Annotated in this window: 21 protein-coding genes and 3 tRNA genes; 6 read left to right on the forward strand and 18 right to left on the reverse strand. The window is 72.9% G+C overall.

Going from position 1 to position 25,646, the window contains the following annotated elements:
* Positions 1-9 precede the first annotated feature (9 nt).
* From ACWD4A_RS23100 to ACWD4A_RS23110, 3 genes are all read right to left on the reverse strand, one after another.
* Positions 10-1,962: a galactose oxidase-like domain-containing protein gene (locus ACWD4A_RS23100; protein ID WP_451196802.1), complete on the reverse strand. Its 1,953-nt coding sequence runs from the start codon at positions 1,960-1,962 to the stop codon at positions 10-12.
* Positions 1,959-3,818: a glycosyltransferase family 2 protein gene (locus tag ACWD4A_RS23105; RefSeq protein WP_451196805.1), complete on the reverse strand. Its 1,860-nt coding sequence runs from the start codon at positions 3,816-3,818 to the stop codon at positions 1,959-1,961. The genes ACWD4A_RS23100 and ACWD4A_RS23105 overlap by 4 nt, the downstream gene beginning before the upstream one ends.
* Before the next feature lie 335 nt (positions 3,819-4,153).
* Positions 4,154-4,227: transfer RNA gene (locus ACWD4A_RS23110), tRNA-Lys, on the reverse strand.
* A gap of 1,541 nt (positions 4,228-5,768) precedes the next feature.
* Between ACWD4A_RS23110 and ACWD4A_RS23115 the strand changes: the two genes are divergently transcribed.
* Both ACWD4A_RS23115 and ACWD4A_RS23120 read left to right on the forward strand, forming a co-directional pair.
* The gene (locus tag ACWD4A_RS23115; protein WP_451196808.1) at positions 5,769-6,221 is read left to right on the forward strand and encodes a C40 family peptidase; all 453 of its coding nucleotides are present in this window, start codon (positions 5,769-5,771) and stop codon (positions 6,219-6,221) included.
* Between the two features lie 172 nt (positions 6,222-6,393).
* Positions 6,394-6,984, forward strand: coding sequence for a lytic polysaccharide monooxygenase auxiliary activity family 9 protein (locus ACWD4A_RS23120; RefSeq protein ID WP_451196810.1), 591 nt, complete (start codon positions 6,394-6,396; stop codon positions 6,982-6,984).
* A gap of 64 nt (positions 6,985-7,048) precedes the next feature.
* On the opposite strand, the gene ACWD4A_RS23125 is transcribed toward ACWD4A_RS23120, so the two are convergent.
* The 6 genes from ACWD4A_RS23125 to ACWD4A_RS23150 all read right to left on the reverse strand — a co-directional run bounded on the left by ACWD4A_RS23125 (position 7,049) and on the right by ACWD4A_RS23150 (position 10,776).
* A complete protein-coding gene (locus ACWD4A_RS23125) occupies positions 7,049-7,927 on the reverse strand; it encodes a cytochrome c biogenesis CcdA family protein (protein WP_451196812.1) in 879 nt (292 codons plus the stop codon).
* Positions 7,924-8,667 carry a DsbA family protein gene (locus tag ACWD4A_RS23130; protein WP_451196814.1) on the reverse strand — a complete coding sequence of 248 codons (744 nt, stop codon included), beginning with the start codon at positions 8,665-8,667 and terminating at the stop codon, positions 7,924-7,926. The genes ACWD4A_RS23125 and ACWD4A_RS23130 overlap by 4 nt, the downstream gene beginning before the upstream one ends.
* Positions 8,668-8,744: 77 nt before the next feature.
* Positions 8,745-9,176: a hypothetical protein gene (locus ACWD4A_RS23135; RefSeq protein WP_451196816.1), complete on the reverse strand. Its 432-nt coding sequence runs from the start codon at positions 9,174-9,176 to the stop codon at positions 8,745-8,747.
* A 12-nt stretch (positions 9,177-9,188) separates the two neighbouring features.
* On the reverse strand, positions 9,189-9,683 hold the full coding sequence (locus ACWD4A_RS23140) for a hypothetical protein (RefSeq protein WP_451196819.1): 495 nt from the start codon (positions 9,681-9,683) through the stop codon (positions 9,189-9,191).
* A gap of 175 nt (positions 9,684-9,858) precedes the next feature.
* Positions 9,859-9,932, reverse strand: a tRNA-Lys gene (locus tag ACWD4A_RS23145).
* Positions 9,933-10,017: 85 nt separating this feature from the next.
* Positions 10,018-10,776 carry an IclR family transcriptional regulator gene (locus ACWD4A_RS23150; RefSeq protein WP_451196822.1) on the reverse strand — a complete coding sequence of 253 codons (759 nt, stop codon included), beginning with the start codon at positions 10,774-10,776 and terminating at the stop codon, positions 10,018-10,020.
* Between the two features lie 317 nt (positions 10,777-11,093).
* Between ACWD4A_RS23150 and ACWD4A_RS23155 the strand changes: the two genes are divergently transcribed.
* Positions 11,094-12,194, forward strand: a complete 1,101-nt coding sequence (locus ACWD4A_RS23155) for an LLM class flavin-dependent oxidoreductase (RefSeq protein WP_451196824.1) — start codon at positions 11,094-11,096, stop codon at positions 12,192-12,194.
* Between the two features lie 6 nt (positions 12,195-12,200).
* On the opposite strand, the gene ACWD4A_RS23160 is transcribed toward ACWD4A_RS23155, so the two are convergent.
* Entirely contained in the window at positions 12,201-13,988 is a 1,788-nt protein-coding gene (locus ACWD4A_RS23160; RefSeq protein ID WP_451196827.1) for a putative bifunctional diguanylate cyclase/phosphodiesterase, read from the reverse strand.
* Positions 13,989-14,396: 408 nt separating this feature from the next.
* Here ACWD4A_RS23160 and ACWD4A_RS23165 point away from each other — a divergent pair, with 408 nt between their 5' ends.
* The gene (locus ACWD4A_RS23165) at positions 14,397-15,614 is read left to right on the forward strand and encodes a M6 family metalloprotease domain-containing protein (protein WP_451196861.1); all 1,218 of its coding nucleotides are present in this window, start codon (positions 14,397-14,399) and stop codon (positions 15,612-15,614) included.
* 68 nt (positions 15,615-15,682) lie between these two features.
* On the opposite strand, the gene ACWD4A_RS23170 is transcribed toward ACWD4A_RS23165, so the two are convergent.
* From ACWD4A_RS23170 to ACWD4A_RS23200, 7 genes are all read right to left on the reverse strand, one after another.
* Positions 15,683-15,756 (reverse strand) — tRNA-Lys (locus ACWD4A_RS23170).
* A 65-nt stretch (positions 15,757-15,821) separates the two neighbouring features.
* Positions 15,822-16,511, reverse strand: coding sequence for a bifunctional DNA primase/polymerase (locus ACWD4A_RS23175; protein ID WP_451196829.1), 690 nt, complete (start codon positions 16,509-16,511; stop codon positions 15,822-15,824).
* Positions 16,512-16,646: 135 nt separating this feature from the next.
* Complete coding sequence (locus tag ACWD4A_RS23180; RefSeq protein ID WP_451196831.1) at positions 16,647-17,012, reverse strand: hypothetical protein; 366 nt, start codon at positions 17,010-17,012, stop codon at positions 16,647-16,649.
* Between the two features lie 248 nt (positions 17,013-17,260).
* The gene (locus tag ACWD4A_RS23185) at positions 17,261-18,631 is read right to left on the reverse strand and encodes an AAA domain-containing protein (protein ID WP_451196833.1); all 1,371 of its coding nucleotides are present in this window, start codon (positions 18,629-18,631) and stop codon (positions 17,261-17,263) included.
* 14 nt (positions 18,632-18,645) lie between these two features.
* Entirely contained in the window at positions 18,646-20,277 is a 1,632-nt protein-coding gene (locus ACWD4A_RS23190; RefSeq protein ID WP_451196836.1) for a hypothetical protein, read from the reverse strand.
* A 67-nt stretch (positions 20,278-20,344) separates the two neighbouring features.
* Positions 20,345-21,547 carry a hypothetical protein gene (locus ACWD4A_RS23195; RefSeq protein ID WP_451196838.1) on the reverse strand — a complete coding sequence of 401 codons (1,203 nt, stop codon included), beginning with the start codon at positions 21,545-21,547 and terminating at the stop codon, positions 20,345-20,347.
* Positions 21,468-22,457 carry a phosphatase PAP2 family protein gene (locus ACWD4A_RS23200; RefSeq protein WP_451196840.1) on the reverse strand — a complete coding sequence of 330 codons (990 nt, stop codon included), beginning with the start codon at positions 22,455-22,457 and terminating at the stop codon, positions 21,468-21,470. The genes ACWD4A_RS23195 and ACWD4A_RS23200 overlap by 80 nt, the downstream gene beginning before the upstream one ends.
* Positions 22,458-22,757: 300 nt before the next feature.
* On the opposite strand from ACWD4A_RS23200, the gene ACWD4A_RS23205 reads away from it, so the two are divergent.
* Positions 22,758-23,351 carry a histidine phosphatase family protein gene (locus ACWD4A_RS23205; RefSeq protein WP_451196842.1) on the forward strand — a complete coding sequence of 198 codons (594 nt, stop codon included), beginning with the start codon at positions 22,758-22,760 and terminating at the stop codon, positions 23,349-23,351.
* A gap of 36 nt (positions 23,352-23,387) precedes the next feature.
* Here ACWD4A_RS23205 and ACWD4A_RS23210 read toward each other — a convergent pair whose 3' ends face one another.
* Positions 23,388-24,779, reverse strand: a complete 1,392-nt coding sequence (locus ACWD4A_RS23210) for a tetratricopeptide repeat protein (protein WP_451196845.1) — start codon at positions 24,777-24,779, stop codon at positions 23,388-23,390.
* A 262-nt stretch (positions 24,780-25,041) separates the two neighbouring features.
* Here ACWD4A_RS23210 and ACWD4A_RS23215 point away from each other — a divergent pair, with 262 nt between their 5' ends.
* Complete coding sequence (locus ACWD4A_RS23215; RefSeq protein WP_451196848.1) at positions 25,042-25,482, forward strand: hypothetical protein; 441 nt, start codon at positions 25,042-25,044, stop codon at positions 25,480-25,482.
* Positions 25,483-25,646 lie beyond the last annotated feature (164 nt).

The raw sequence follows: 25,646 nt of genomic DNA on the forward strand, positions 1-25,646 counted from the left end.
GCGCCGCCCCTACGCCCCCGGGACCTTCAGCCAGACCGCCTCCGACGGGACCCCGCGGTCGTCGACCGCGGCCAGCATGTACCAGCCCGGAGGCACCAAGGACGAGTCCTTGGGGAGTGTCACCGATACGCCGCCCGACTCCTTCGTGAAGTCGAGGGCGATGGACCGCTGTTCCACATTGGTGACGTGGGTGAACGACCCCGGACGGATCAGCCGCATCTTGGCCACCGGCCGCACGCCCTGCGTCCGGTACGACACCTTGCCGCCCAGCTGCACCGTCCGGGGCGCGGTGTCCTTCAACTCCGGCCGGGTGCCGCCCTTGTAGAGATAGGGCGGCGTATAGATGTCGATCTGCTGCTGGAACGTGCCCGGCCTGGTGTTGGCCTTGTCGCCGAAGAGGGAGTCGGAACCGAAGGTCATCACCCGCCCGTCGGGCAGCAGCAGCGCGCCGGAGTGGTAATTGCGGCCGACCAGCGGATCGGCGGCCGAGCGCCGGGCATCGCTCTTCGGGTCGTAGATCTCCGCCTTGAGGACGTTGGAGTCGCTGCGCCCCCGGTAGTCGCCCGAACCGTTGGTGGTCAGCACCGTGTCGTCGGGAAGGATGACGCTGCTGGGATAGCGGGCCTTGGCGTACAGGTCGGGCCCGTTCCGGAAGCGCGGCTTCGAGGCGTGCAGATCGACGATCCGGGTCCGCGCGGTGGCCTTCTTGTCCTCGCCGACCCCGCCGCCGCCGAGGACCATATAGCGCTGGTCCTGCGCGGGCGGCAGCAGGACGGACATCGAGGTCTCCAGGGCGTCCGGGTCGCTCATCCCCGGGACCTCGGTGAAGTCGTTGCTGCCGAGATCCCAGATGCCCGGGGAGCGGCCCTTGTCGGCCGGGCCGTAGCCCGCGTTCGAACCCGTGTAGAAAATGCGCCCGTTGTCCGTGAGGAACAGTGCGGGATAGGTCGGGAAGAACCGCTCCTTGGGCAGGTAGGACCACTTCTTCGTCTTCGGGTCGTAGATCTCGTTCTTGCCCGGGACGACCTGGCCGATCTCGTCCAGGCCGGAGACGGAGAGGACCTTGCCGTCCTTGAGGGTGGTCAGGGTGGGATACCAGCGGGCCTCGTTCATCGGATCGACCGTGACATAGCGCTCGGCTTCCGGGTCGAACTCGTAGGCGTCCTTGATGCCCTGGAAGTCCTTCTTGTCGAACGAGAGCTTGTTGGCGATGCCGTATACATTGCGGACGTCGGTGCCCTTGAGGCCCTGAATGGTGTAGTTGTCGGTGAGCCCCGTCTCGAACTGGTGGCCCTTCTCCAGGGCCTCGACATAGACGCGGGCGGTGCTCACCGTGACGGTGACCTTCTTGGTCTGCTCGTCCTGGACCTTCTTCGCCCGCGGCACGAGCACGGGGTCCCTGGACTCGAAGGTCTTGCCGTTGTTCTTGCCGGTGAATCTGGTGCCCGTGGGCAGCGTCATCGGCTTGTCCGGGTCCTCGTTGTGGACGACCATCAGACCGCCGGCCTTGGTGACGTCCCCGCCCAGCTTCTCGTAGCGCTGGGTGCCGCCCGCCACCAGCAGCTTCCCGTCGGGGAGTTGGGTGTGCCCCGAGCAGAAGAGGTCCTTCGGGGTGGGGATGTTCTTGAAGGTGTTCTTCGCCGGGTCCCAGAGGACGGAACGGAAGGACTTCGCCTTGAAATTCGCGGCGTTGTTCCCGGAACCGGCGACCAGCAGCACCTTGCCGGTGTGCAGCAGCGCGGCGTGGATCGTGTTGATGCGGTATTCGTCGGGGACGTCCACGACGTCCCAGTGGCCGTTCTTCGCCTTGTACCCGGGCTGATTGATCTTGTACTCGTGGTACTGGTCGGAGGCGTAGCCCCACAGCGCAGGACCGTTCATTCCCGCCAGGACGAGCACCACCGCCGACCCGACGGCCATCCGGCGGGTGCGGCGGCTGACACGGAAACGGGGCTGGTTCATCGGCCGGCCTCCACGGCTTGCCGGGCTCGGCGCACGGTCCACCACCACGCGGCGATCGGCGCGAGGGTGATCGCGAGGGCCAGCGTCGCCCAGGTGCGCATCGCGATGTGCGTGTGCCCCAGACAGAACGAGGCCAGCAGCGAGCCGCCGAACACCGCGAGGAAGAACAGGTGCACGCGGAACGTGCCGAACAGGGTGTCCGGGCTGGCGGAGTCGCCCTTGGGTGTCACCACGAAGGTGCTCTTCCGGCGCAGGGCCGCGTCCAGCAGGGAACGGGCGTAGATCGGCGCCGACAGCGCGGACATCACCATGCCCGCCAGCCCGCCGGAGCCCTCGGGCTCGTGCGGCGACACATTGTGCCTGCGGTTCCAGATGTAGAGCCCGATCTGGAGGGCCGCCGCATCGCTGTAGAGCATCATCCAGACCTCGGAATCGATCTGGATACCGGAGGCGCCGAGCCCCAGGAACAGTGCGCAGCTGAGGGCGCCGAGCAGCCAGTTGAGCGCGGTCATCGGATAATAGATGACCATCAGCGAGTAGTTGAGGAATTTGCCCGGCGACAGGGTGGCCGGGCCTTTCCAGAACTGCTTGATGATGGTCTCGTAAGTGCCCCGGGACCAGCGCAGCTGCTGGGTGAAGAAATCGGTCCAGGAATTCGGCCCCTCGCCCACCGCGAGGACGTCCGGGGTATACACGGAACGCCACTTCCGGCCGGTCGCCGGATTGCGGTGCCGGTGCAGTTCGAAGCCGGTCGCCATGTCCTCGGTGATGGAGTCGTAGAGCCCGCCGATGCCCTTGAGAGCGCTGATGCGGACCGCGTTGTTGGTGCCGACGAACATGGGGGCGCCATAGCGGTTGCCGGCGCGTTGGATCAGGGCGTGGAAAAGGAACTGCTGGCTCTCGGCGGCCTTGGTCACGGCCGCATCGTAGTTCCCGTACACCTGTGGTCCAACGACAAACGCGATATCCGGGTCACGGAAGTAGCCGAGCATGCGCTCCAGGAAGTTGGGCAGTGGCACGTGGTCGGTGTCGACGGAAGCGAAGAAGTCGTAGTCGTCGCCGTGGGCGGCCAGCCAGGAGTTGTAGTTCCCGTGTTTGGTTCTCGCGCGGAAAGAACCCTTCGGCTGGTTCCACTCCTCGACCCCCTTGCGGGAGAAATGGTGGACGCCGAGCCGTCTGCAGATGTCCTTGACCTGGGGGTCGTCGCCCTCGTCGAGCAGCCAGACGTGCAGCGGGCCGCGGTGCCGCAGCCGGACCGCCGCCTGGAGCGTCCGGGTGACCATCTCGATCGGCTCCTTGCCGGGCACGAACGAGGTGAGGAACGCGACCTTGGTGCCGCTCTCGGGCACCACCGGGACCGGGTCGCGCGCCACGAGGGTGGCGTGGGCGTTGGAGGCGACGTTCAGGGTGCGGAAGAGCTCGATCAGCCCGATCGACACCAGCATTATCGCGTCCAGCGTCCGGGTCAGGGCCGAGACATGGTCGCGCTGCGTCCAGTGCGCGGGCTGCATCAGCCACAGCAGCAGCCCTGCCGAGACGACGGGCGCGGCCCCGAGCAGCAGCGCGCCGATGACGCGGTGCGTCTCGTCCGCGAGGAGGCTGCGGTAGCGGACGCGGTACGGCTTGCCGGGCTCGGGCTCGGTGAGCGGGCCCGCCAGCCTGCTGTAGTGCTCGTAGTCGTAGCGCCCGCGCGCTCTGGGCAGGCGCGTGGGCGTCAGGGCCGCGATGTGGTCGCCGAGCGGTGTCGGCGTGGCCCCGGCGGAGTGCGGGCCCTGGCGGCCCGGCGCGCGCGGCGGTGCGCCGGTGGCCGCCGGGCGATGGATCTGCTGCCGGGCGTCGGCAGGTGTGGACGTCATGGTCATTCCCCCCGCACGCATGCTGACTGCGTGTGTCAGTCGCGAGCCCCTGTCGCCCCCCACGGCCGTACGGGCCCGGTCATGCCGGCTCCCCACCGGCACAGCCCAACTCATTGGTTACCCAATGACGTTGAGTCATTGCTTTTGGTTAGGATCTCGGACGCCGCACCATGATCACAAGGGTGAAACAAGGTGTTTACCGGGCAAAGCGGTGCGCCTCGTGGATACCTGTGTGAATGCGGTTGAAGCGTTCGGAAGTGGTACCCGTGCTTCCGGGATCTTCCGCGCGCACGAAGAAGGCCCCTCACCAGTGGTGAGGGGCCTTCTTCCGTCTGTGCGCCGCCAGGGACTCGAACCCCGGACCCGCTGATTAAGAGTCAGCTGCTCTAACCAACTGAGCTAGCGGCGCCTGCTGACAAAGAAAACTCTACCCGATCCGGGAGGGTGCTCCCGACCACCCCTTGATCGCGGTGACGGCCCTGCTTGCTGACCGTAATGCCCCGACATGCGGTTTTTGCTGGCCATTGAGAGGCTGTGCCTCGTACGAGGGAAGGCGGCGACGCCGTGCGAATACCGGCATTCACCGAGACGGAGGGGGCCGGGGAGGGTGGCGCGAGTGGCGAGAGTCACGCGTGGCACAGGTGTGCGATGCGCGGCGCGGCGGTCGTGGCGGTGGGAGCGGCGGTCCTGGCCGGGCCGGGAGTGCGCGGGTGCGTGGGGGCGGGCGGTCACGATACGGGGGCGCTGGGCCGCTGGGCTGCCGGGTCGTCGGGTGGCGGGGGCCCGGATCGCCGGGAGGCGGGGTCTTCGGGGCCTCCCGAGCCTTCGGGGCCTTCCGGGCAGGATCTGAGCCACTTGGACGCGGGGCCTCCGCGCCCGGGCCCAGGGGTGGAGGGGCAGGGCACGGGCCCGTCGGATGCGCCGGGGGCGGGGGCTCCGGGGTCGGGTGGGGGATCGGACCGCCCTGGTGCGGAGTCTCGGGAGTGGGGGGTGGGCCGCGCTGATGCGACGACTGCCGGGCCCGGTGTGGAGCTTCCGGGGCCGGGCCCGGGGCCGGGTCGTCCTGGTGTGGGGTCTCGGGAGCAGGGAGACGGTCGCGTTGACGCGGCGACTACCGGGCCGGGGACGGATCAGGCGGGGGAGGGGCCTTCGGGGCCGGGTCAGGGGGCGGGCCGTGCGGATGCCGGGCCCGGCGCGGAGCCCTCGGGGTCGGGTGGGGGATCGGGCGGCTCTGGTGTGGGGTCTCGGGAGCAGGAGGCCGGCCGTGCTGATGCGGCGACTGCCGGGCCGGGGGTGGATCAGGCGGGGGTGGAGGCTCCGGGGCCGGGGCGTCCGGGTTTGGAGCTTCCGGGGGTGACCGGGCCGGGTTCGGGTCGCCCTGGTGTGGAGCCTCGGGAGCAGGGAGTCGGTCGCGCTGACGCGGGGACTGGCGGGCCAGGGGCGGACCAGGCGGGGGCGGGCCCGGGTTCGGGTCGTCCTGGTGTGGGGTCTCGGGAGCAGGGAGACGGTCGCGTTGATGCCGTGACTGCCGGGCCGGGGGTGGACCACGCGGGGGCGGAGCCTTCGTCGCCGGGGCAGGGGGCGGATCGTCCGGGGGTGGGGGCCCAGGGGGCAGGGGCCGGTGGTGTGGGTGCGGGGGCCGGCGGGTGGGTGGACGCGGAGCCTCCGGGGGAGGCGGCCTCCGCCGGGTCCGGCCAAGGGGTGGTGTCTCCGGAGGGCGCGGGCCCTGCCGGGGTTGGGGTGGGTCCGGAATTGGTGCCCCCGGATGCGGGCCCTGTCGGGGGCGGTCAGGATCCGGTGGGTCCGGGGACGGCCGGGGCGGAACCGGTGCCCCCGGGTGTGGGTCCTGCCGGAGTCGGTCAGGTCCCGGGGCGTCCGGGGGTGGCCGGGCCGGGATCGGGGCAGTCCGAGGTCGGGTCGGGGGTGGCTGGGGAGCCCGTACGGGAGGGGGTGCGTGAGTCCGTGGTCGACACGGGCGTGCCCGAGGACGTGCCGGACGCGGGAACCGGTGAGGTGCTGGAGGGTCCCGTCGCCGGGCGGCGGGACCTCGAACCCGCCATCGCCTTCGCCATGGCGCACATCGGCGATCCGTACGCCCTCGGTGGCAACGGGCCACACAAATGGGACTGCTCCGGGCTGATCCAGCAGGCGTACCGCCGGGCCGGGGTCAGGCTGCCGCGCATCGCGTCCGACCAGTACCGGGCCACGACCCGGATCGCACGCTCCGCCCTGCGCCGCGGCGACATCGTCTTCTGGACCAGCAACGGCAAGGCGTCCGGCGTGCACCACGCGGGGATCTACCTGGGGGACGAGCGGTACATCGAGGCGCCGCGGCCCGGCATGAAGGTCCGCGTCTCCACGTTCTCGCGCTACCACCCGAACCGGTACGGCCGGGTCCGCTGACCGCGCGTGACCGTACGGCCTCGGCCGGATTTCTTTCAACCATTGGCCTGGACATGACTAGACGTCGGTACTAGCCTCCGCCTTGGTCTAGACCGCATTTCTCTCGGCTCACGGAACCCCCACGTTCCCGAGTTCACAGAACCCCCCACGTTCTTCGAGGAGAGCTTCCAGCATGCGCAAAAAGATCAGTGCGGCGATCATCGGCCTCGGCATCGCCGCTGTCTCCCTGCTCGGCACGGGCAGTGCCAACAGCCACGGCTACACCGACTCTCCCACCAGTCGCCAGGAATTCTGCGCGAACGGCACCGTGCAGGACTGCGGTGACATCCAATGGGAGCCCCAGAGCGTCGAGGGCCCCAAGGGCTTCCCCTCGCACGGACCCTCCGACGGCACGATCTGCGCGGGCGGCAACAGCCGCTTCGCCCAGCTCGACGATCCCCGTGGCGGGCAGTGGCCCGCGACCCAGGTCACCGCGGGGCAGAGCTACACCTTCCGGTGGCGGCTCACGGCCCGGCACGCGACGACCGACTTCAAGTACTACCTCACCAAGCCGAGTTACGACCCGACCATGCCGCTCACCAGGTCGGATCTCGAACCGGAGCCGTTCCTGACGGTGCCGTACGGAGGGCGGGTGCCCGACGCGACCGTCACCCACGAGGGGACGATCCCGGACGGGCGGACCGGCAAGCAGCTGATCCTGGCGGTGTGGACGATCGCCGACACCGGCAACGCGTTCTACGCCTGTTCCGACGTCCAGTTCTGACCCGCGACCCCGCTCCGCGGGCGCGGAGCGGGGAAGCGTCCCACCTGACGAGCATGCCCCACCGTCATGAACGCCGAGCGGGCGGCCGACCCGGCGTGACCTCCTCTGCCTTCTCCGTCTCCGCCTGCTTCTCCGGCCGCAGCGCGATCCGCGCCAGCACCCCGGCGACGGCCAGGGCGACGACCGCGAGCAGGGCGTAGTCCGGTACGGCGTTGCCCACCCGGGAGGCCAGTTCCTCCAGGCGGAACTCCTGGTCCGCGTCCAGGAAGCCGGGCAGCCCGGTCGTCCCGTCGTACGCGAGGAAGAGCACCCCGATCCCGATGAAGAACAGCCCGGACACCAGGGAGGTGGTGTGCAGCCGCAGCGGTCCCACGCGGAACTCCCGGCCGCGCAGCCAGGCCCGTCCCCCGAGCCGGAAGCGGTCCCAGCACAGCGCCAGCACGAACAGTGGCAGCGCCATGCCCAGGGCGTAGACGGCGAGCATCGACGCCCCGTACACCGGATTGCCGTGCACCGCGGTCACGGTCAGCACCGCGCCGAGGATCGGTCCGGCGCAGAACCCGGCCAGCCCGTACACGCAGCCCAGCAGGAACGTCGACGCGGCCGACCGCGGTGTGATCCGCCCGGCCGCCGCCTGCGCCCGCTTCGACGCGAAGCCCAGACCGAGGATCTGCGCCGCGCCCATCGCGATCACCACCCAGCCGCCGACGGTGATCAGCAGGTCGCGGTGGCCGTTGAAGAGTCTGCTGGCGGCGGTGGAGGCGGCGCCGAGCGGGACGAGCGTGGTGGCGAGCCCCAGGTAGAAGACGGACGTACGGGCGAGCAGCCGGCCGGGGCTCGTCAGCGAGTAGGCGAAGAACGCGGGCAGCAGCAGCGCGCTGCACGGGCTGACCAGGGCGAGGGCGCCGCCGAGGAACGCAGCGAGGTAGCCGATGTCGGTCACTTCGTGCTCTTCTTCGCCGCCTTGGCCCGCGCGATGGCCTCGTCGAAGGCGCTCATCGGCTGGGCGCCCGCGATCGGCTGCCCGTTCACGAGGAAGGAGGGGGTGGACTGCACGCCGATGGAGTAGCCCTCCTCCTGGTCCTTCTTCACGGCGTCCGCGGAGGCCGTGCCGTTCAGGTCGGCGCGGAACTTGTCGAGGTCGGTGACGCCGCTGTCCTTGGCCATGTCGACGAGCTTGTCCTCGGCGAGCGCGTCGCCCTTGCGGGTCTTGGCGTAGACCTCGTCGTGGAACTGCCAGAACCGGCCCTGCTGACCGGCCGCCCAGGAGGCGCGGGCGGCCCGCTCGGAGTCCTTGCCGAAGATCGGGAAGTTGCGGAACTCGATCCGCAGGGTGCCCTCGTCCACGTACTTCTTGATCAGTTCGGGCTGGCTGTCGCGGGTGAACTTGCCGCAGTACGAGCACTGGTAGTCGGCGTACTCGACGAGCACGACGGGCGCGTCGGTCCTGCCGACGGCCAGCGGGTCGCCGTCCGCGCGGCGGGCGGTGGCCTTCTCCAGCTTGTCGTAGACCTCCTGGCGCTGGTCGGAGGAGGGAGCGGAGTCGGCGGCGGGCCCGCGCTTGCCGGAGCCGCCGGCGTTCTTGCCGATGGCGATGCCCGCGGCGACGAGCGCGACCACGAGGGCGACGACGGCACCGATCGCGGCAATGCGGCGGGAGGGACTGGAGAGACGTGTGGACATAGGGGAGTGCTCCTGAGGCTTACGGATATCTGGACGTGCCGGGACACGGCCCGGTGCGCGGGCCGTGGGCGGACGGTCTAGATCCGTAGGACGGGGAGCAGCTCGGCGCAGCCCGCCACCGGAACGGGCGGGGCCCGGGGGCCGCCCGGCCGGGGCGCCCGGCCCGTGGGCAGAGAGGCGCGCGTGGCGCCGCCGGGGCCGGTGAGGGGGTCGGTCTGCGGGTGGGCGACGACCGCCTGGGTACCGCCGATCGGGGCGTTCTGCGGGGTGCAGGTGCCGCCGGTGCCGGGGGCGTCGGCGGTGTGCGGCCGGGCCTCGGGCACCGCCGCGGGCGGTTGCGCGGCCGCGGGCTTCCCGGACGCGAACGCGAAGGAGCCCGTCCCGGCGAGGGACGGGCCGAAGACCACCGCGAGGAGGAACAGGAGCACGGCGGCCGCCGACGGGCGGCGCTGCTGCGGCACGTACCGCTCCTTCCTGTTCTCGTTGCGCGAGGGCGGCGGGTCCTCCATGCTACGGGCCCCTCACGCCTCCCGCGTGGCGAGCGCGTGCCGGGCGTCCCCGGCGGCGACCGCCCGCAGGGCGGTGCGCTGGGTGAACCAGAGCATGGCGCCCGAGAGCACACCCATCACGGCCGCGAAGACGAGGTGCCCCGCCCGGGAGACCACGGCCGCGCCCATCAGGGTCAGCGCGAAGTGGCTGCCGAGGCGCAGGGCGACCAGCCCGATGGCGATCTTGCGGGTGCCCTTGCCGCGCCACAGCCGCTTCGCGAGCCGCAGCCGCGAGCGCAGCAGGGTCAGGGAGATGACGAGGTTGCAGACGGCCAGCGGGATCAGCACCCAGAGCGCCTGGCCGGGGAAGGCCATGTACAGGTCGTACGAGGCGGAGGCCACGGCCTCGAAGGCGAAGTACCAGACCGGCAGCGGCTTGATCCCGGCCACCTGCTCGGTGCCCGTGGCGGTGTCCATGGCGGTGTCCATGGCGGGGGCGGGGGCTGCGGTGATCGTCGCGGTGTCCATGGCAAGAAGTCTGTCGGCGGGGGAGGAACGGCGGCAGATTCGTCGATCACGGGTCGGCGATGACTTATGTCATCGGCGTCTCGGGGGTCTCCGGGGTCCCGGGCCCCGGGTTCCGGTGGCCGTGCGTGCACGAAGAAGGCCCCTCACCGATTGGCGAGGGGCCTTCTTCCGTCTGTGCGCCGCCAGGGACTCGAACCCCGGACCCGCTGATTAAGAGTCAGCTGCTCTAACCAACTGAGCTAGCGGCGCCTGCTGACGAGATAAATATACCTGGTCCGGAAGGGTGCTCTCCACCGCCGCCGGTCCGGGGCCGGTCCTGGACCGGCCCGCGCGGTCAGAGGGCGAGCGACAGCAGCAGGGGCGCCGCGCGGCGGTTCAGGGTGTCGGCGGCGTGCCGCAGGCGGTGGGCGCGGTCCAGCGGGAGCGACAGGGCCAGGCAGCCGACCGAGCGCCCGGCCGTCATCGGCACCGCCGCGCAGACCGTGCCCACCGCGTACTCCTGGAGGTCGAGGACGGGGACGGTCGCGGGCCGGGCGTCGAGCTGGCGGAGGAGCACCTTCTCGCTGGTGATCGTCCGGGAGGTGAGCCGGGCGGTCCTGTGCCGGGAGAGGTGGTCGCGGCGGTCGTCGTGGTCGAGCTGGGTGAGCAGGCACTTCCCCAGGGCGCTGGCGTGGGCGGCCGAGCGGAAGTCGACCCACTCGTGGACCTTGGGGGTCTGCGGCCCGTCCGCGTACTCCGTGATGCTGATCTCGCCGTCGATGTAGCGGCTCAGGTAGACGGCGGCGCCGACGGAGTCGCGCAGCGCCGACAGCGACTGCCGGAGCCTGGTCCGGAGGGCGAGCTCGCGGTCGCGGCCGGAGGCCGTCAGGGCCTGGACGTCGCCCACCGCGTACGCGCCGTCGGGCAGCCGCTGGACGTAGCCCTCGCGGCGGAGCATCAGCAGCAGCGGGGTGAGGTGGCGGGCGGGCAGGCCGGTCTCGCGCGCGATGTGGGACTCGGTCACCCCCGCGGGCCGTCCGGCGACCGCCTCCAGGACGCGGAGGGCGTACTGCACCGAGTGGAGCGGCGCCATCGGCTCGGGTTTGAGCGCCACGGTTTCCCCCCTTACGGGCTTCCGGTGGGTTTCCCGCTGCCCACGATATCCGCGAAAGGTGCGATAAGAAGAGGGTGTTGACCGTACCGTGGCCGACTCGTGCGCCCCTGTGCAGGACCTCGCCACCATGGCATATGCGTATGTCATGTGGGTCCCGTGAGGCCGCGGGGAAGATCGGGGAAGGGCGGGGAAGATCGGGAAGTCCATGACCTCCGGGAATAACCGGAGATCTTCTCCGGTTGTCCGCTGGCGAAACGACCCGAAACGACCGGAGCGCGGCACGAGAGTGCCGCCGGTGAGCAGGAAGGCGGACCACCGTGGCCGACGTACAGGACGGTGACTTCATCCGGGGTACTGCGCGGGGGAGCGCGCCCGTGCCCCTGTCCGTGCTGGATCTGGCGACCGTCGGCAGCGGCCGGACCGCCGGGCAGGCGCTCGCCACCACCGTGGAGCTGGCCAGGCTCGCCGAGCGGCGTGGCTTCCACCGCTTCTGGGTCGCCGAGCACCACTCGATGCCCGGGATCGCCAGCTCCTCCCCGGCCGTCGTGCTGGCCCACATAGCCGCCCACACCGACCGCATCCGCCTCGGCTCGGGCGGGGTCATGCTGCCCAACCACGCGCCGCTCGTCATCGCCGAGCAGTTCGGCACCCTGGAGGCGTTCGCCCCGGGCCGCATCGACCTCGGGCTCGGGCGCGCGCCCGGCACGGACGGCGCGACCGCCGCGGCGCTGCGCCGTGCGGACCGGCTCCGGGAGGACGCGGACGACTTCCCCCAGCAGCTCTCCGAGCTGACCCGCTTCCTGGACGACGACTTCCCGGACGGCCACCCCTACTCCCGCATCCACGCCATCCCCGGGCCCGTGCAGGGCCGGGTCCCCGGTGGGGTGCAGCGGGCCGACCGTCCCTCGATCTGGCTGCTCGGCTCCTCCGGCTTCAGCGCACGGCTCGCCGGGGTGCTCGGGCTGCCGTTCTCCTTCGCGCACCACTTCTCGTCGGCCAACACCGTCCCGGCCCTCGACCTCTACCGGGAGTCCTTCCGGCCGTCCGAGGTCCTCGACCGTCCGTACGCCAAGATCGGAGTGCAGGCGTTCGCCTCGGACGACGCGGCGGAGGCCCGCCGGCAGGCCCGCACCGGGGCGCTCTCGATGCTGCGGCTGCGCACGGGCCGGCCCGGCCTGATCCCGACGCCGGAGGAGGCGGAGTCCTACGACTACAGCCCCGCGGAGCGGGACTTCGTCGACGACTGGCTGTCCAACGTGGTGCACGGGACGCCGGACGAGGTGGCGGACGGCCTGAACGCGCTGGTGAAGCGGACCGGGGTGGACGAGCTGATGATCACCAGCAACGCGCACGGCGCGGACGCGCGGCTGCGCAGCTTCGAGCTGATCGCGGACGTCTACGGGCTGCCCGCCGCGTAGCCCCGGTCAGGGGAAGGTGCGGTGCGGAGAAGAGGCCGCGCCCACCACCCCCTCCGTCAGGAGCGCCGAGATCGAGTCGGCCGCGACCGGCCGGGAGTAGAACCAGCCCTGACCGGTGTCGCATCCGATGCGGCCGAGGCGCTCGGCCTGCTCCGCGCTCTCCACGCACTCCGCCGTCACCTTGATCCCCAGCCGGTGGGCCAGCTGCACCAGCGCCTCCACGATCGTCTCGTCCGCCGGATTCGGCGGCTCCTCCGCGCGGAAGCCGTGCACGAAGGAGCCGTCGAGCTTGAGCGTGGAGACCGGCAGTCTGCTGAGGTAGGCGAGGTTGGAGTAGCCGGTGCCGAAGTCGTCGATGGCGATGGCCACCCCCATGTCGCTGAGCTGGTGCAGCTGTTGCAGCGGCCGCCCCGCCGAGCCCATCACGGCGGACTCCGTGAGCTCCAGCTGGAGCAGCCGGGGCGGCAGCCCCGTCTCGGCGAGGATCGCCGCCACGTCCGCGACCAGGTCGGAGTCCCAGACCTGCCGCACGGCCACGTTGACGCTGACGACGATCGGCTCCCGGGGGTGGGCCAGCTGCCAGCGGCGCGCCTGACGGCAGGCGGTGGCGAGCACCCAGCGGCCGAGGGGGACGATGGCGCCGGTCTCCTCCGCGAGGCCGATGAACCGATTCGGCGGGAGCATCCCGAACTGCGGGTGGCGCCACCGCACCAGCGCCTCCACACCCCGCACGACCCCGTCGCCCAGCCCCACCAACGGCTGGTACTGGAGCACGAATTCATCCCGCTCGACCGCCGGCCGCAGGGTGCTGGAGAGGGCCTGCCGGGTCATCCGGTGGGCGTTGCGCTCCGGGTCGAAGAGGGTCCAGCGGGCCTTGCCGTCGGCCTTCGCCCAGTACAGCGTGGTGTCCGCGGCCTGCATCAGCTCCGTCGCGTGCGTACCGGCCGCCGGGCGCTCGACGACGCCGATGCTCGCCGACACCGCCAGCCGCTGCCCGGCCACCTCGAACGGCCGCTGGAGCGCCGCCTGGACGGCCGCGGCGAGCCCGACGAGCTGCTCGGTGCCCGCCGATTCCTCGACCAGCAGCGCGAATTCGTCGCCGCCGAGCCGGGCCACCAGATGGCCGCCGGGCGCCGCGCACTCCGTCAGCCGCTTCGCGACCGCCCCCAGCAGCCGGTCGCCCGCCCGGTGCCCGAGGGTGTCGTTGATGGCCTTGAAGCCGTCCAGATCGAGGTAGCACAGCCCGATCCGGCCGCGCCCGCCGTGCGCGACGGACCCCGAGGCGAGTGCCGCGGTCAGCCGCTCGAAGAACAGGCTCCGGTTGGGCAGCCGGGTCACCGGGTCGTGCATTCTCAAATGCCGCAGCCGGGCCCGCAGATCGCGCCGGTCGCTGATGTCCGCCACCGACAGCAGGGTGTCGCAGCTGTCCGGCAGCGGGGTGACGACCACCTCCGCCCACACCCCCTGCCCGCCCCGCCGCCCGAGCCGCCGGGTGCAGTGCAGCCGGTCCCGTCGCCCGAGCAGCACCTCGCGGTACGCGCTCCAGACGCGCGGGTCCTCGCGCAGCCCGGCGAAGTCGGCGGCCGGTGCGTCGGTGAGCCGGGCCGGATCGGTGCCCAGCAGCTTGCCGAGCGCGTGGTTGGCGGTACGGACCAGACCGTCGCGGCCCACCACGGCCATGGCGAGCTGCGCGGCATGGAAGGCGGCACGAAAATCGCTGGATTCGTTACGTTGCGTGACGACTGTAGGCGTTGAGCCGGGCGCGCCGCCCTGGCCGTCGAGGGTTCCGCTCACCGCTCGCTCCCGCATGGCATTCGTTCCGCACTGGTTTCGTATGGGTCTCTTGGCTCTCGTACGCATGTCCGAGCATCCGGCGGACGGCCGTCTGTCCGGGGGAATCCGTGCTGGAAATGTGGCGATCATAGGGCTCGCACGTGGACCGATCCAGCGGCCCGGCCCCCGCCGCCCCTGGCGCCTTCTCCGGTTTGTCCATTTCTGCTCGACCGTGCGCGCTCATGGCTGAGCTGATGGTGCTGCGCCATCTCGATTGACCATCAGTGACTGAGTGTGATGTACCCAGAAGTCGGCTTAGTCACTCGACCGGGGCAATAGAAACGGGCATATCACCACAAAGCGATTGAGGCTGGATGAGGTGTCCCGAATCCGTTCCGGGAGGTCGACGTGGTGCGTCCGCAGACACCCATGGGGGTGGAAAGACCACGGCTGCGCCGGGCCGGGGCCGTCCTCACCGCCCTCTGCGCGATCGCCACCACGGTCATCGCGGGACCGGCGCACGCCGTGGGGCCCGGCGGCCCGTGCGCGCTCCCGCGCAGTCAGGCGCACCACTCCGAGGGCCTCGACACCTGGAACCCGGCCTATCCCCGGCCCGTCGGCCGCCTCGACGCCGTGATGATCTTCCTGTCCTTCCCTGACTCCCGGCCCGAGGTCACCCCCGAACGGCTCGCGGCGGACCACTTCCCCGCCACCACCCGCTTCTTCGAGCGCGCCTCCTACGGACGGTTCTCGCTCCGCGCCCACCCGATGCGCCACTGGCTGCGGATGCCCCGCTCCGCCACCACGTACCGGATACAGCGCGACTGGGACGGCGACCGGCGCTCCGAGTACCTGCGCGACGCCATCGCGGCCGCCGAGGGCCAGGTCGACTTCAGCCGCTACGACCTCGTCTACTTCGTCGCCGACCCCGACGCCCCGGGCGTCGACTCCGACGCGACCAAGGTCGTCAACCTCGACCACCCCGTCCAGGTCGACGGCACCACCCTGCGCCGCGTCGTCACCGTCTTCGAACACCATCCGCCGGACCGCAACGTCCTCGCCCACGAGACCGGGCACGTCCTGGACCTGCCCGACCTCTACCACCGGCCCACGGACGGCAAGGGCGACTGGGACACCCACGTCGGCGACTGGGACCTCATGGGCAGCCAGTTCGGGCTGGCCTCGGACCCCTTCGGCTGGCACAAGTGGAAGCTGGGCTGGCTCACCGCGCGCCAGGTCGCCTGCGTCCCGGGCCGCGGCAGCAGCCTGCACACCCTCCAGCCGCTGGAGGCCCCGATGCTTCCCGGCGGCGACAACCGGACCCGCATGGTCGTGGTCCGTACCGGCCCCACCAGCGCCATCGCCGTCGAGGCCCGCTCCGCGTCCGGCAACGACGCCGCCACCTGCACGGAAGGCGTCCTGGTCTACCGGGTGCAGAGCGATGTCGCGTCCGGCAACGGGCCCGTGCAGGTGCTGGACGGACACCCCGGACACCAGGCGTGCTGGGGCGAGTCCGTCTACCCGACGCTCGCGGACGCCCCGCTCGGCGTGGGAGAGTCCCTCCGCTCGGAGGCGGACGGCGTACGGGTCACGGTGCGCGGACGCACGGCGGCCGGGTCCTGGACGGTCGGGGTGACCCGGGACTGAGCGCGTGCCCGCCGGGTGCCCGCGCACGAAGAAGGCCCCCACCAGTGGTGGGGGCCTTCTTCCGTCTGTGCGCCGCCAGGGACTCGAACCCCGGACCCGCTGATTAAGAGTCAGCTGCTCTAACCAACTGAGCTAGCGGCGCCTGCTGACGTGGAAGACTTTAGCACCCCGTTCCGGTGGAACGAAAATCCGTATGTTTGAGCGGGCTCAGAACGTGGGTGTGCTGGTCACGGGCCTGTCCAAGGCGTCGGCGGCCTCGCGGGCGACCCGTACGCACGCCCACAGCAGCACCTCCGCGTCCGGCAGCCAGGGGTGGCGCACCTCGGGGGCGACCAGCCAGCGGGAGGCCGGGGGCACGGGTTCCTCCTCGGCGGGCGGATAGAGCGGGGGGACGGTCACCGCGTCGCCTGTGCCGTGACACAGCAGCGGTGGCATCGCACGGGCCCACTCCTCCCAGGCCAGCAGCGCGGGCAGCCGCTGGGCGGTGCCGGGGGAGGCGAAGAGCAGCAGCCGCCCGCGCTGGACGGCGACCGGCCCGGAGCCCGGCCCGGTCGTCCATAACCGGTCCAGGACCTTCCGCCCGAAGAGGGCGGGGACGCCCACCACGTCGAACGTCGTGCCGCACGGCAGCACCATGGGGGCGCCCGGACTCTCCGCCCACAGGGCGTGCACCTGATGCGGGGACGGCCCGGCGGAGGCGAGCCAGTCGGCCCCGGCGAGCGTCACGGGGGCGGCGGTGTGCCGGAGCCCGTCGCCGGGGGCCCGCCGGACCCCGCCCCGGGCCGGCGCCGCCCGGCGGGCGAACGGGCGGCCCGGCCGGACGGCGGCCGGGAAGGCGCGGACGGAGGGGGACGACGGGAGACGGACGGGGCGGGGGTCGTTCGGCCGGGAGGTCATGGCACCCATGCTCCCGGGCAAGTCACCGGCCATTTCCGATAGTTGCCGGAAGTCGGGACAGCGCGGTGCGTGGTGCGCTATCTTCCGCGGCGCATATGCCAACGGCCCACGGCAGGGAACCACGGGCCGCGTCGGTCACTCGACGGTGCTGCCGCCCCGCAGCAGATCACGGCCGAACTCGACCATCTTCTTCGCGTAGTCCTCGCTCCACTCGGCGCGCTCCGCGATCACCGCGGTCGGCAGCCGGTCGAAGCGCCCGGGGTCGGCGAGCTGGGCCGCTGCCACCGCCTGGAACTCGGTCGCCCTGTCCGCGGCGGCGCGGAACGCCATCGCCAGCTCGGTGGAGCGGTCCAGCAGCTCCCGCGGGTCCTCGATCGACTCCAGGTCGAAGAAGTGCTCCGGGTCGGCGACGGCCTCGGGCGGTTCGAAGAGCAGCTGCGCGGGCTTCAAGCGGCGCGGACCGCTGTCGCGCGCGCCGGGAGCCTGCTTCGGCTCGCACATGTACATACCTCCAGGATCGTCTGCACCGCCATCCATTGTCCTGCGCCGCGCAAGTGCGCCCACGGGGGAGGGGTTTCCGGCTCTCAGGTGAGCGCCCCGGACCGGCCCCGCGCCGATCCCGGCGTCAGCCCCGCCACCGCACCCGGTGCTCCAGCAGGTGCGCCCACACGGCGTGGTTCGCCTCCCAGCCGTCCGGGCTGTGTTCTTCGGCCGCCTCCGGCGGCGTGCCGGACTTCGTCCGGCGTTCGTCAGCCCCGCCACCGCACCCGGTGCTCCAGCAGGTGTGCCCACACGGCGTGGTTCGCCTCCCAGCCGTCCGGGAACTTCATCGTCACTCCCAGTTGCACCGGCTCCGTCGACGGGTGTTCGTCCAGCAGCGTGTCGACGCCCGCGCGGCCCACCACCACGCACGCGTGCCGGTGCCGTGAGGCCAGGACGCACAGGCGGCCCGTCTCCAGGTGGAAGGCGGTCGCGTCCGGCCGGCCCGACAGCGGGTGCAGCACCACCGTCACGTCGAACTCCCGGCCCTGCAGCCGGTTCGCCGTGTCCACCGTCACGTCCGGGACACCCAGCCCGGCCAGGGCGTGCCGGACGGCGGCCGCCTGGTCGCGGTGGGCCGTGCCCACCGCGATCCGGTCCGCCGTGAGCGGCACCGGGCCGGGCGGGAGCTCGCTCGTCGCCGCCCCGCCCCGGTCGAGCAGCCGCCGGACGACCAGCGCCACCGCGCCGACCGCCTCCGGGTCCGTGCGCGGCGTGTGCCGGGCGGGCAGCTCCAGCAGCCCCCAGCCCGACGCGGCGGCCTCGTCCAGCACGCGGTCCGCCGCCGAGCCGTCCGACGGCACCCCGAAGGCCAGCCGCCGGTCGCCGTGGTCCGTGCCGCTGCGGAACGGCGTGTACGGATAGAAGGCCGCCGACACCAGGGGCGCGGCCGAAGCGGGGAGCCGCCAGGAGACCGGCAGCCGGTGCTGCGGCAGGCCCGGATTGTGGGCGAGCAGCGTGGACACCGCGCTCGCCGACGGGTCGTACGACAGCCCGGCCCACTGCGCCGCGCCCTCGGCGCCGACCACGCTGAACGGGTCCAACTGCCCCGGGTCGCCCACGAACAGCGCCCGTTCGAAGAGCCCGGCCACCGCCAGCAGCGCGTCCGACCGCATCTGGTACGCCTCGTCGACGATCGCATGCCCCCAGGGCTCGGCGACCTTGGTGTGCGCCCACTTCGCGGCCGTGGACACCACGACGTCGAGCCCCGCGAGATCGGCCGCCCGCGCGGACTTCACCACCGACGGGAGGGCGTCGAGCGCCAGGTCGTAGGGCCGCGCCTCGTTGCTGTGCAGCCGCCCGACCGGCAGCTCCGGGTCCTTCTCCGCCAGCCGCAGCACCAGGTCGTCGACCTGGGCGTTGGTCTGCGCGACGATCATCAGCGGACGGCCCGCGGCGGCCAGTTCCCGTGCCGCCCGCACGACCAGCGTCGACTTGCCCGCGCCCGGCGGGGAGTCGACGACGACACCGCGGTGCGCGCCGTGCAGGGTGTCGCGCAGGATCGCCCCGGTCGCCGCGGCGGCCGCCGCGGAGGGGTCGAAGGCGGCGGTACGGGTGCGCGGCGCCGGGACGGGGGGCACTGCTCCGGTCGCCTTCACAGGTGGTCCTCCGCGGTCACCGGGTCCGGCGCGTCCGCCGTTCCGTCCGGCGGGCCGCCGTGGGTCCAGGGCGTCCGCTCGGGGTCGGGCAGTTCGGGGCCGCCGCGGGGGGAGTGCTCGAAGAGCGTCCAGCAGACGCGGTCGCCCTTCTCCGGCACGGACCCCGGCTCCGGCACCTTGCCCCGGCCCATGCCGCCGGTCAGCCGGACCGTCAGCGCACCCGGCTCGTCCGGCACCGGCCCCACGAACTCCGCGGTCTGCGCGGTCCCGCCGAGCGCCCGGTACAGCTTCGTGCCCCCGGACAGCAGCGGCGCGTCGTCCGTGCGCACCGTCACCAGCGGGCGCGGGCGCGGCACCTTCGCCTCCGAGTACTCCATGACCACCTCGACGACCTCCCCCGCGAACGCCTCGCCCGCCAGCCGCCGCGCGGCCATCACCAGCGGATCGTCCAGCGCCTCCTGCGCGTCCAGCCGCGTCAGCGCCGTCTCCCGTGCCGCCAGCTTCCGGGCCGCGGTCACCGCGTCGTCCCGCCGCGGCTGGGGAGGCTCCCCGGCCCGTACGCGGTCGCGGTGCGTGGTGTACGACCAGCGGTCGCGCTTCCACCGCTCGGCGACCCGCTCGCCCTCGGGCAGGGCCCGCAGCAGGTCGACGCCCTGCCACACGGCGTCCCAGGTGGGGCGCAGCTGGGACGTCAGGAGGGCGCGGATCTCCCGTTCGGCGCTCTCCAGCGCGCTGTTCGCGGCGCGCTGCCGGGCCTTCGCCATCGACGTGCCCGAGTGCGGCGCGGCGGCCGGTGCGGCCGTGGCCTCCGCCGCCTCCGCGCGGGCACGGTCGTAGCGGGCCGTCGCGGGCGCCAGCTTCCTGTTGTCGAAGGCGGGGTCCGTGGCGGGGCCGGCGGGCGGGCAGAGCAGCAGGCCCTCAGCGTCCCGGGCGAGTTCCGCGCGCAGCGCCGCCTCGGCGCCGGTCGTCCCCGGCGGCGGGGCGAGCCAGGCGAGCAGCGCGCCCAGGTGCTGGTCCTCCAGATTGCTCTGCCCCGTCGCCCAGTGCCGGGCGAGGAGCCGCGTCATCGGCATCAGCAGCGACGAACCGGGCACCCGCGCCCGCTCCCCGAAGTGCGTCAGCCAGCGCCCGAGCAGCGGCACGCGCGGGGGCGCCGGGAAGAGGGCCTCCGGGTCCTGCTCGGCGGTGCGGCGGAAGCGCATGGAGCGGCCCAGCAGCCGGACGTACTCCACGCCCGCCGCGCCCGGCACCAGCAACTGGGGCGCGTCGGCGCACAGTTCGACCTCGACGGGCACCTTCTTCCCGGTCGCCGGGTCGGTCTCCTTGCGCTCCTCCGTCTCCACCGCGTCGGCGAAGCCCTCGACGTAGGGCAGCACGGCGTCGGCCAGCTCCGCGAGGAACGCGGAGCGCAGGTCGCGGTCGCGCGGCTGGGGCACCACCAGCAGCCGCGGGGCGTCCCGGTCGGTGCCCACGAGCGCGCCGAGCGGGGCGCCCGCCTCACCGGCGGTGGTGAGCGGTACGAGGACGAGGGGCCGCTCCGCCAGGTGCCGGTGCCGCACGGTCGTCAGCGGGCGGGCCCTGCCCTCCCGTACGGCCTCCATGCGCGCGAGCGCGGTGATCAGCGACATGCGGCCTCCGTCCGGACGGAGGCGGGGACGCGGGGCTTCGTACGGCGGGAGCCCGTACGGCTGGGTGTCATCCGGCGGCCTCCGTACCCGTGCCGGACAGGGCCAGCGCTTCCGTGCGCAGGGCGGCCGCGCGACGGAGGGCGGCGACGGCGGGGTCCTCCGGGTCGCCCGCCTCGCTCCGGGCGGCGGCGAGCACCGCGTCGACCGTGGTCAGGCCGCCCAGCTCGCCGCGCAGCCCGCGCCCGAGCGACTCCACGGCGCCCGCCTCCCGGGACCGGGCGCGGCAGTGGAAGGCCAGCTCGCACGCGGCCAGGCACTCCGGCGCGTACGCCGCCTCGACCGCCTCGACGGCGGCCAGCAGTTCGCCGGCCGGCCGGGTGGCCGTGCGGCCGTCCTCCGCGGGGCACAGGTCGAAGGTGGTGCCCGCGGGCAGCCCCGCGGCGATGTCCTCGACCCGGGACAGCCGGGTGAGCTGCCGCCGGGTGGTGGCGAGTTGCTTGCGCACGTCGACGAGTTCGGCGGCGGGGAGGTTGGAGAAGTCCTTGGGACAGACGAGCAGCACGCGCGCGTGCACGCGCGGGGAGGGCTCCGCGATCCGGGCCGCCACCTCCTCCAGGGCGAGGGCGTACACCGCCGCCTGCCGGGCCGCCGCACCCGCCTTGGCCGGGTCCGCCGCGCCGTCGACCATCGCGAAGGACTTGATCTCCACGACGGTCCAGCCGCCGTCGGGGTGCACGACCACCGCGTCCGGCTCCAGGTAGGCGGGGGTCCCGGCGACGTCCAGCGCCAGCAGAGGGTGGTCCAGGAGCGTCCAGCGCCCGGCGCCGGTGGCCTCGCGCAGGGCCAGGGCGGTACGGGCCGTGCGGCCCTCGGGGCCGGCGGCGGACAGGTCGGGCACGGCCACGGAACCCGGCTCCGGCGGGGGCGAGCCGTCACCGAGCCGCTCGTGCAGCAGGCCGGTCAGCGCGGCGCCGCCGTCGGCCTTGACCCGCTTCTCGAAGGAGTGGCCGCGCGCCAGGGCGAACTGCGACTGCCCGAAGGAGGCCGGTGCGCCCAGGGCCCGCGCCAGCGCGCCCTTGTCGACCCCGGCCCCGTCGAGCAGCACCCGGCGGCGGCAGCCCGGGTTCGCGGCCAGGGCCGCCAGGGCGCGGGCGTCCAGCGGGCGGGCCGCGGTGCCCGGCCCGCGGAGCTCAGCGAGCCGCTGCCGCAGCGCCGTCGGGACGGTTGTCCCCGGCCTCGTCGGGGGTCGGCTGTCGAGGGATCTGGTCACTGGCCTCCGCCTTGCGAAGTCTCTCCGGCGCGCCCCGGGAGCCGTCTCCGGCCGGTGCGCCGGAGGCCGCGGCCCGGGAGTGCGCTGTACCTGCCGAAGTCTCGCATCCGGCACCGACATCCGCGGGCGTACCGGTGGTTTCCTTGCCTGTCGGCCGGGAGAACCGGCCCCGGATCCGGTCGGCGGCCCGCACCGCGGGCCGGGCCAGCAGCAGCCCGACGCCCATGACGGCGCACCCGGCGACGGCGTCCAGGAAGTAGTGGTTGGCGGTGCCCATCACCACGAGCGCGATGGCCAGCGGATAGACCACGCCGGCGATCCTCGACCACGTGGTCCGGCCGTAACGGAACAGCACGACGCCGCACCACAGGGCCCAGCCGACGTGCAGGCTCGGCATGGCGGCGTACTGGTTGGTCATCCCGCCGAGGCCGCGCGGGGCGCTGGCGTCACCGCCCCACCAGCCGTACGACGCGTACGTCCGCATCGTGTCGACGAACCCCTCGGCGGGGTCCAGCAGCCGGGGCGGGCAGGTGGGCAGGAGCGTGAAGCCGATGAGGCCGATGAGGGTGGCGATCATCAGCCAGCTGCGCAGGAAGCGGTAGTCGGCCGGGCGGCGCTTGAAGGCCCAGACCAGGAGCGCGGGGGTGAGGACGTAGTGCAGGGACGCGTAGGCGAAGTCGGCGGGTATGCCGAGGGCCGGGTGGTCCGTGAACAGCCGGTTGAGCGGGTGCTCGAAATTTATTCGGAAGGTCTTCTCGAGGTCGAGGATCGCCAGACCGTGATCGACGGCCGACTGCACATCGCCCCTGACCAGCAGGCGGCCCGCCGAGTACAGCGCGTACACCACGGCGATCAACGGCAGCTCGGTCCACCAGCGCGGCCGCTTCCCCTGTGGTGCGGTGCGGTACATCCGGACGCTCTCCATGTGTTCAGGCGGCCAACAAGCGCGCATGCAACCGTACGGTGTACGCCGCATCCGTCGCACACCGCCCCGCGACTTATCGGAAACGCCGAGTTCGCCCGTTGTTCGGCGACAGGGGGCGGAGTGCGAGGGGGGAGACGTCGGGATTGGCTGGAGGGTTGCCTGTGGCGGGTGTGAGCGATGATGGAGGACGAGCGGCTCGTTTCTGTCGGAGCTTGTAAATATCTGCCACGATCTGTAGCCAAAATCACCGAATAATCACCGAGATCTTCTGAAGGGGCCTTCGTCATGGCACCGCGCATCCTGCTGGCCCGGCATGGACAGACGGAGTGGTCGCTCTCCGGCAAGCACACCGGCCGCACGGACATCCCGCTCCTCGACGAGGGCAGGCGCGGCGCCAAGCTGCTCGGCGAGCGGCTGCACCGCGCGCCCTGGGACGGCCTGCGGGACGTCGAGATCCGGACGAGCCCCCTGGTGCGCGCCAAGGAGACCTGCGAGCTGGCCGGCTTCGGCGACCGGGCCACCGAGTGGGACGCGCTGATGGAGTGGGACTACGGCGCCTACGAGGGCATGACCCCGGGCGAGATCAAGGCCGGCCGCCCCGACTGGCTCATCTGGCGCGACGGCGTCCCCGAGGGCGAGACCCTCGCGGAGATCAGCGCCCGCGCGGACCAGGTCGTCGCATGGGCGCGCTCGGCGGAGCGCGACGTGCTGATCTTCGCCCACGGGCACATCCTGCGCACGATCGGGGCGCGCTGGCTGGGCTTCGACGCCTCCTTCGCGGCCCGCGTCCGGCTCGACCCGACGTCGCTGTCCATCCTGGGCTGGGCCTACGGGGCCCCTGCCATCGAGCGCTGGAACGACACGGGCCACTTGGCGTAGGCGGTTCCCGCCGGGCCCCGCCCCCGGTCCCGCTGCTCAGAAACGGCCGGTCGTGGCCGCGTACCGGTCCAGGAAGCCACCCGCCTCTTTAGGGCAGCCGCGCAGCACTCGCGCCGTGGCGGCCAGCATCGAACGGATCCGCGTGGACTGGATGCCGTCCAGCGCGTCCAGGGCCCGGTTCCCCGCGGCGGCGGCCGCGTCCGGTCGTGCGCCGCGGGCGAGGTCGCCCGCCAACTGGGTGGTGAACAGCGCGATGTTGCGCGCGAAGTGCGCGTCCTGGAGATCGACCGCGCGCCGCGCGTGCTCCGCGGCGCGCGTCCACTCGCCCAGCACCGACCAGCACTGCGCCTCCAGCCCCTCCAGCTCCGCCGCGCCGAAGAACGTCATCCACTCCGGGTCCGCGTCCGCCGCCCCGCGCTCGAACAGTGTGCGCGCCCGCGCCAGCGCCGCCGCGCACGCGCCGCGGTCCCCGAGCCCGGCCCAGCCGCCCGCCTCCCGCAGCGCCAGCAGCGACATCAGCCGGGGCGACGACAACTGCCGCCCGGCCCGCTGCGCCGCCTGCGCCGCCCGTACGGCCTCCCGCGGACGCCCGGCGTCCCGCGCGAGGAACGAGGTGTTGCAGAAGGCGTGCGCCTCCAGCCCCGGATCCCCGGCGACCCGCGCGGTGGCGAGCGCCTCCGCGTAGTGCGAGCGGGCGTCCGCGAAGCGGCCCGAGTCGTGCGCGAGCCAGCCCACGGAGATCGCCAGTTCCCCCGCCCCCGCGTGCAGCCGGTCCGCGACCGACTGCCGCCGGGTGTCCGCGTCCAGCAGCTCGTACGCGACCTTCAACGGCCGGGCTGCGCGCCGGTAGAGGCCGTCCGCGCCGTGCCGGTCGTCCAGCAGCCGGATGCGGCGGACGGCCTGTTCCACGGCCGCCGCCTCCGCCTCCCCGGCCCGGCGCGGTACGGGGATGCCCGGGGCGGCGCCCAGCGAGGCACCCAGGGAGACGGCCGCCACGGTGGCCGTGCCGCTGGTCATGAACGCGCGACGCAACACGTCGCTCTCCTTGTGGCTCTCGAAGGGGATACCGGCAGCGCCCGGGGCCCGGCCGCCGGCCGCTCCCGCGGGCTCATGGGGCGGTGCCTCGGCGGATGCGCACGCCCTCTTGCCGCGTACCACGTTCCGCGGCGAGAAACCCATGTCCGCCGGTTCCCTGCCGGGAAACATATGCCGGAACACCCGCTCGTAGGCGTAGTTGGGGCAGCGGATCTCCCCGGACTCCACGCGCCCGACGTAGCGCGCGTCGCACGAGACCTGCTCGCCGATCTCCCGGGCCGCGCGCCGCACGGCCGCCGCGAACTCGCCCGGCGACAGCGTTCCCCGCAACTGCCGGAAGGCCGTGTTCGGGCGGGGCGGTGGTGACGGCGAGGACGCGTGGGACGAGGCCATGATCGGCCCCTCTCGTGGTTCGGCTGCCGGATCGGCGGAGAAGACCGTACCGGCAACGCGCCCTCCGCCAGCGGCCGTTCTCCCGTAAATCTCCTACAAAACGGATATCTCACTTACGATCCGCCATGAAGTGCCATCCTTTGTGACGGCCCGGCACCGTTGCCGTTGACGCCCTTCGCGCGTTGTACCGGTGTAGCGCGCTCTGCGCGGAGCGGACACGGCTGGCACGGCGGAGGAGGGGTTTCCCTTGGTGGAGGCCGGAGTGGACATCAGCAGCTCGCGGACGACGGCCCTGCACCAGCCGCGCGAGGACCACAGCCCGTCCCCGTGCGCCGCGGGGGAGGCCGTCGAGGCCGGCCCTTGCGACCTGGTCACCGTGCCCGCCCGGCAGGGCCTGGAGGCGGTCGACATCCTGCGGCTGCGCGACGGCGTCGGCCCGGTGCTGCACGACGGCGAGTGCGACACCCTCGGCTTCCTGGTGCCGCCCGGCACGGCGGACGCGTGGGACGTCCCGGGCAGCGCCTGCACCCAGACGAACGGCCGGGGCTTCCGGCTGGACGAGGCGGAGCCGCCGCCCATCACCGGTACGGGCTGGCTGGTCGCGCCCGAGGCCGCGTTCTCCGAGGCGACGGATCCTGCGGTGCTGCGGGCCGCGCTGGGTGAGGCGGCGCGGACGATCGAGGCCGTGGACCGCTGCCGCTAGTCGTTGCCGAGCCGCTGCCGCTGGGCGCTCCGGGTGTCCCGGGTGCGGGTCCGTTGCGCGGGGCTGCGCCCCGGACCCCGCAACACGGCTTCGCCGCGTTGTCCTCAATCTCCCCCAGCTACCTCCCCCAGACTCCGTCCGGGGGCACCTCCCAGCGGTAGCTG

This window comes from Streptomyces sp. NPDC002537, assembly GCF_053594975.1.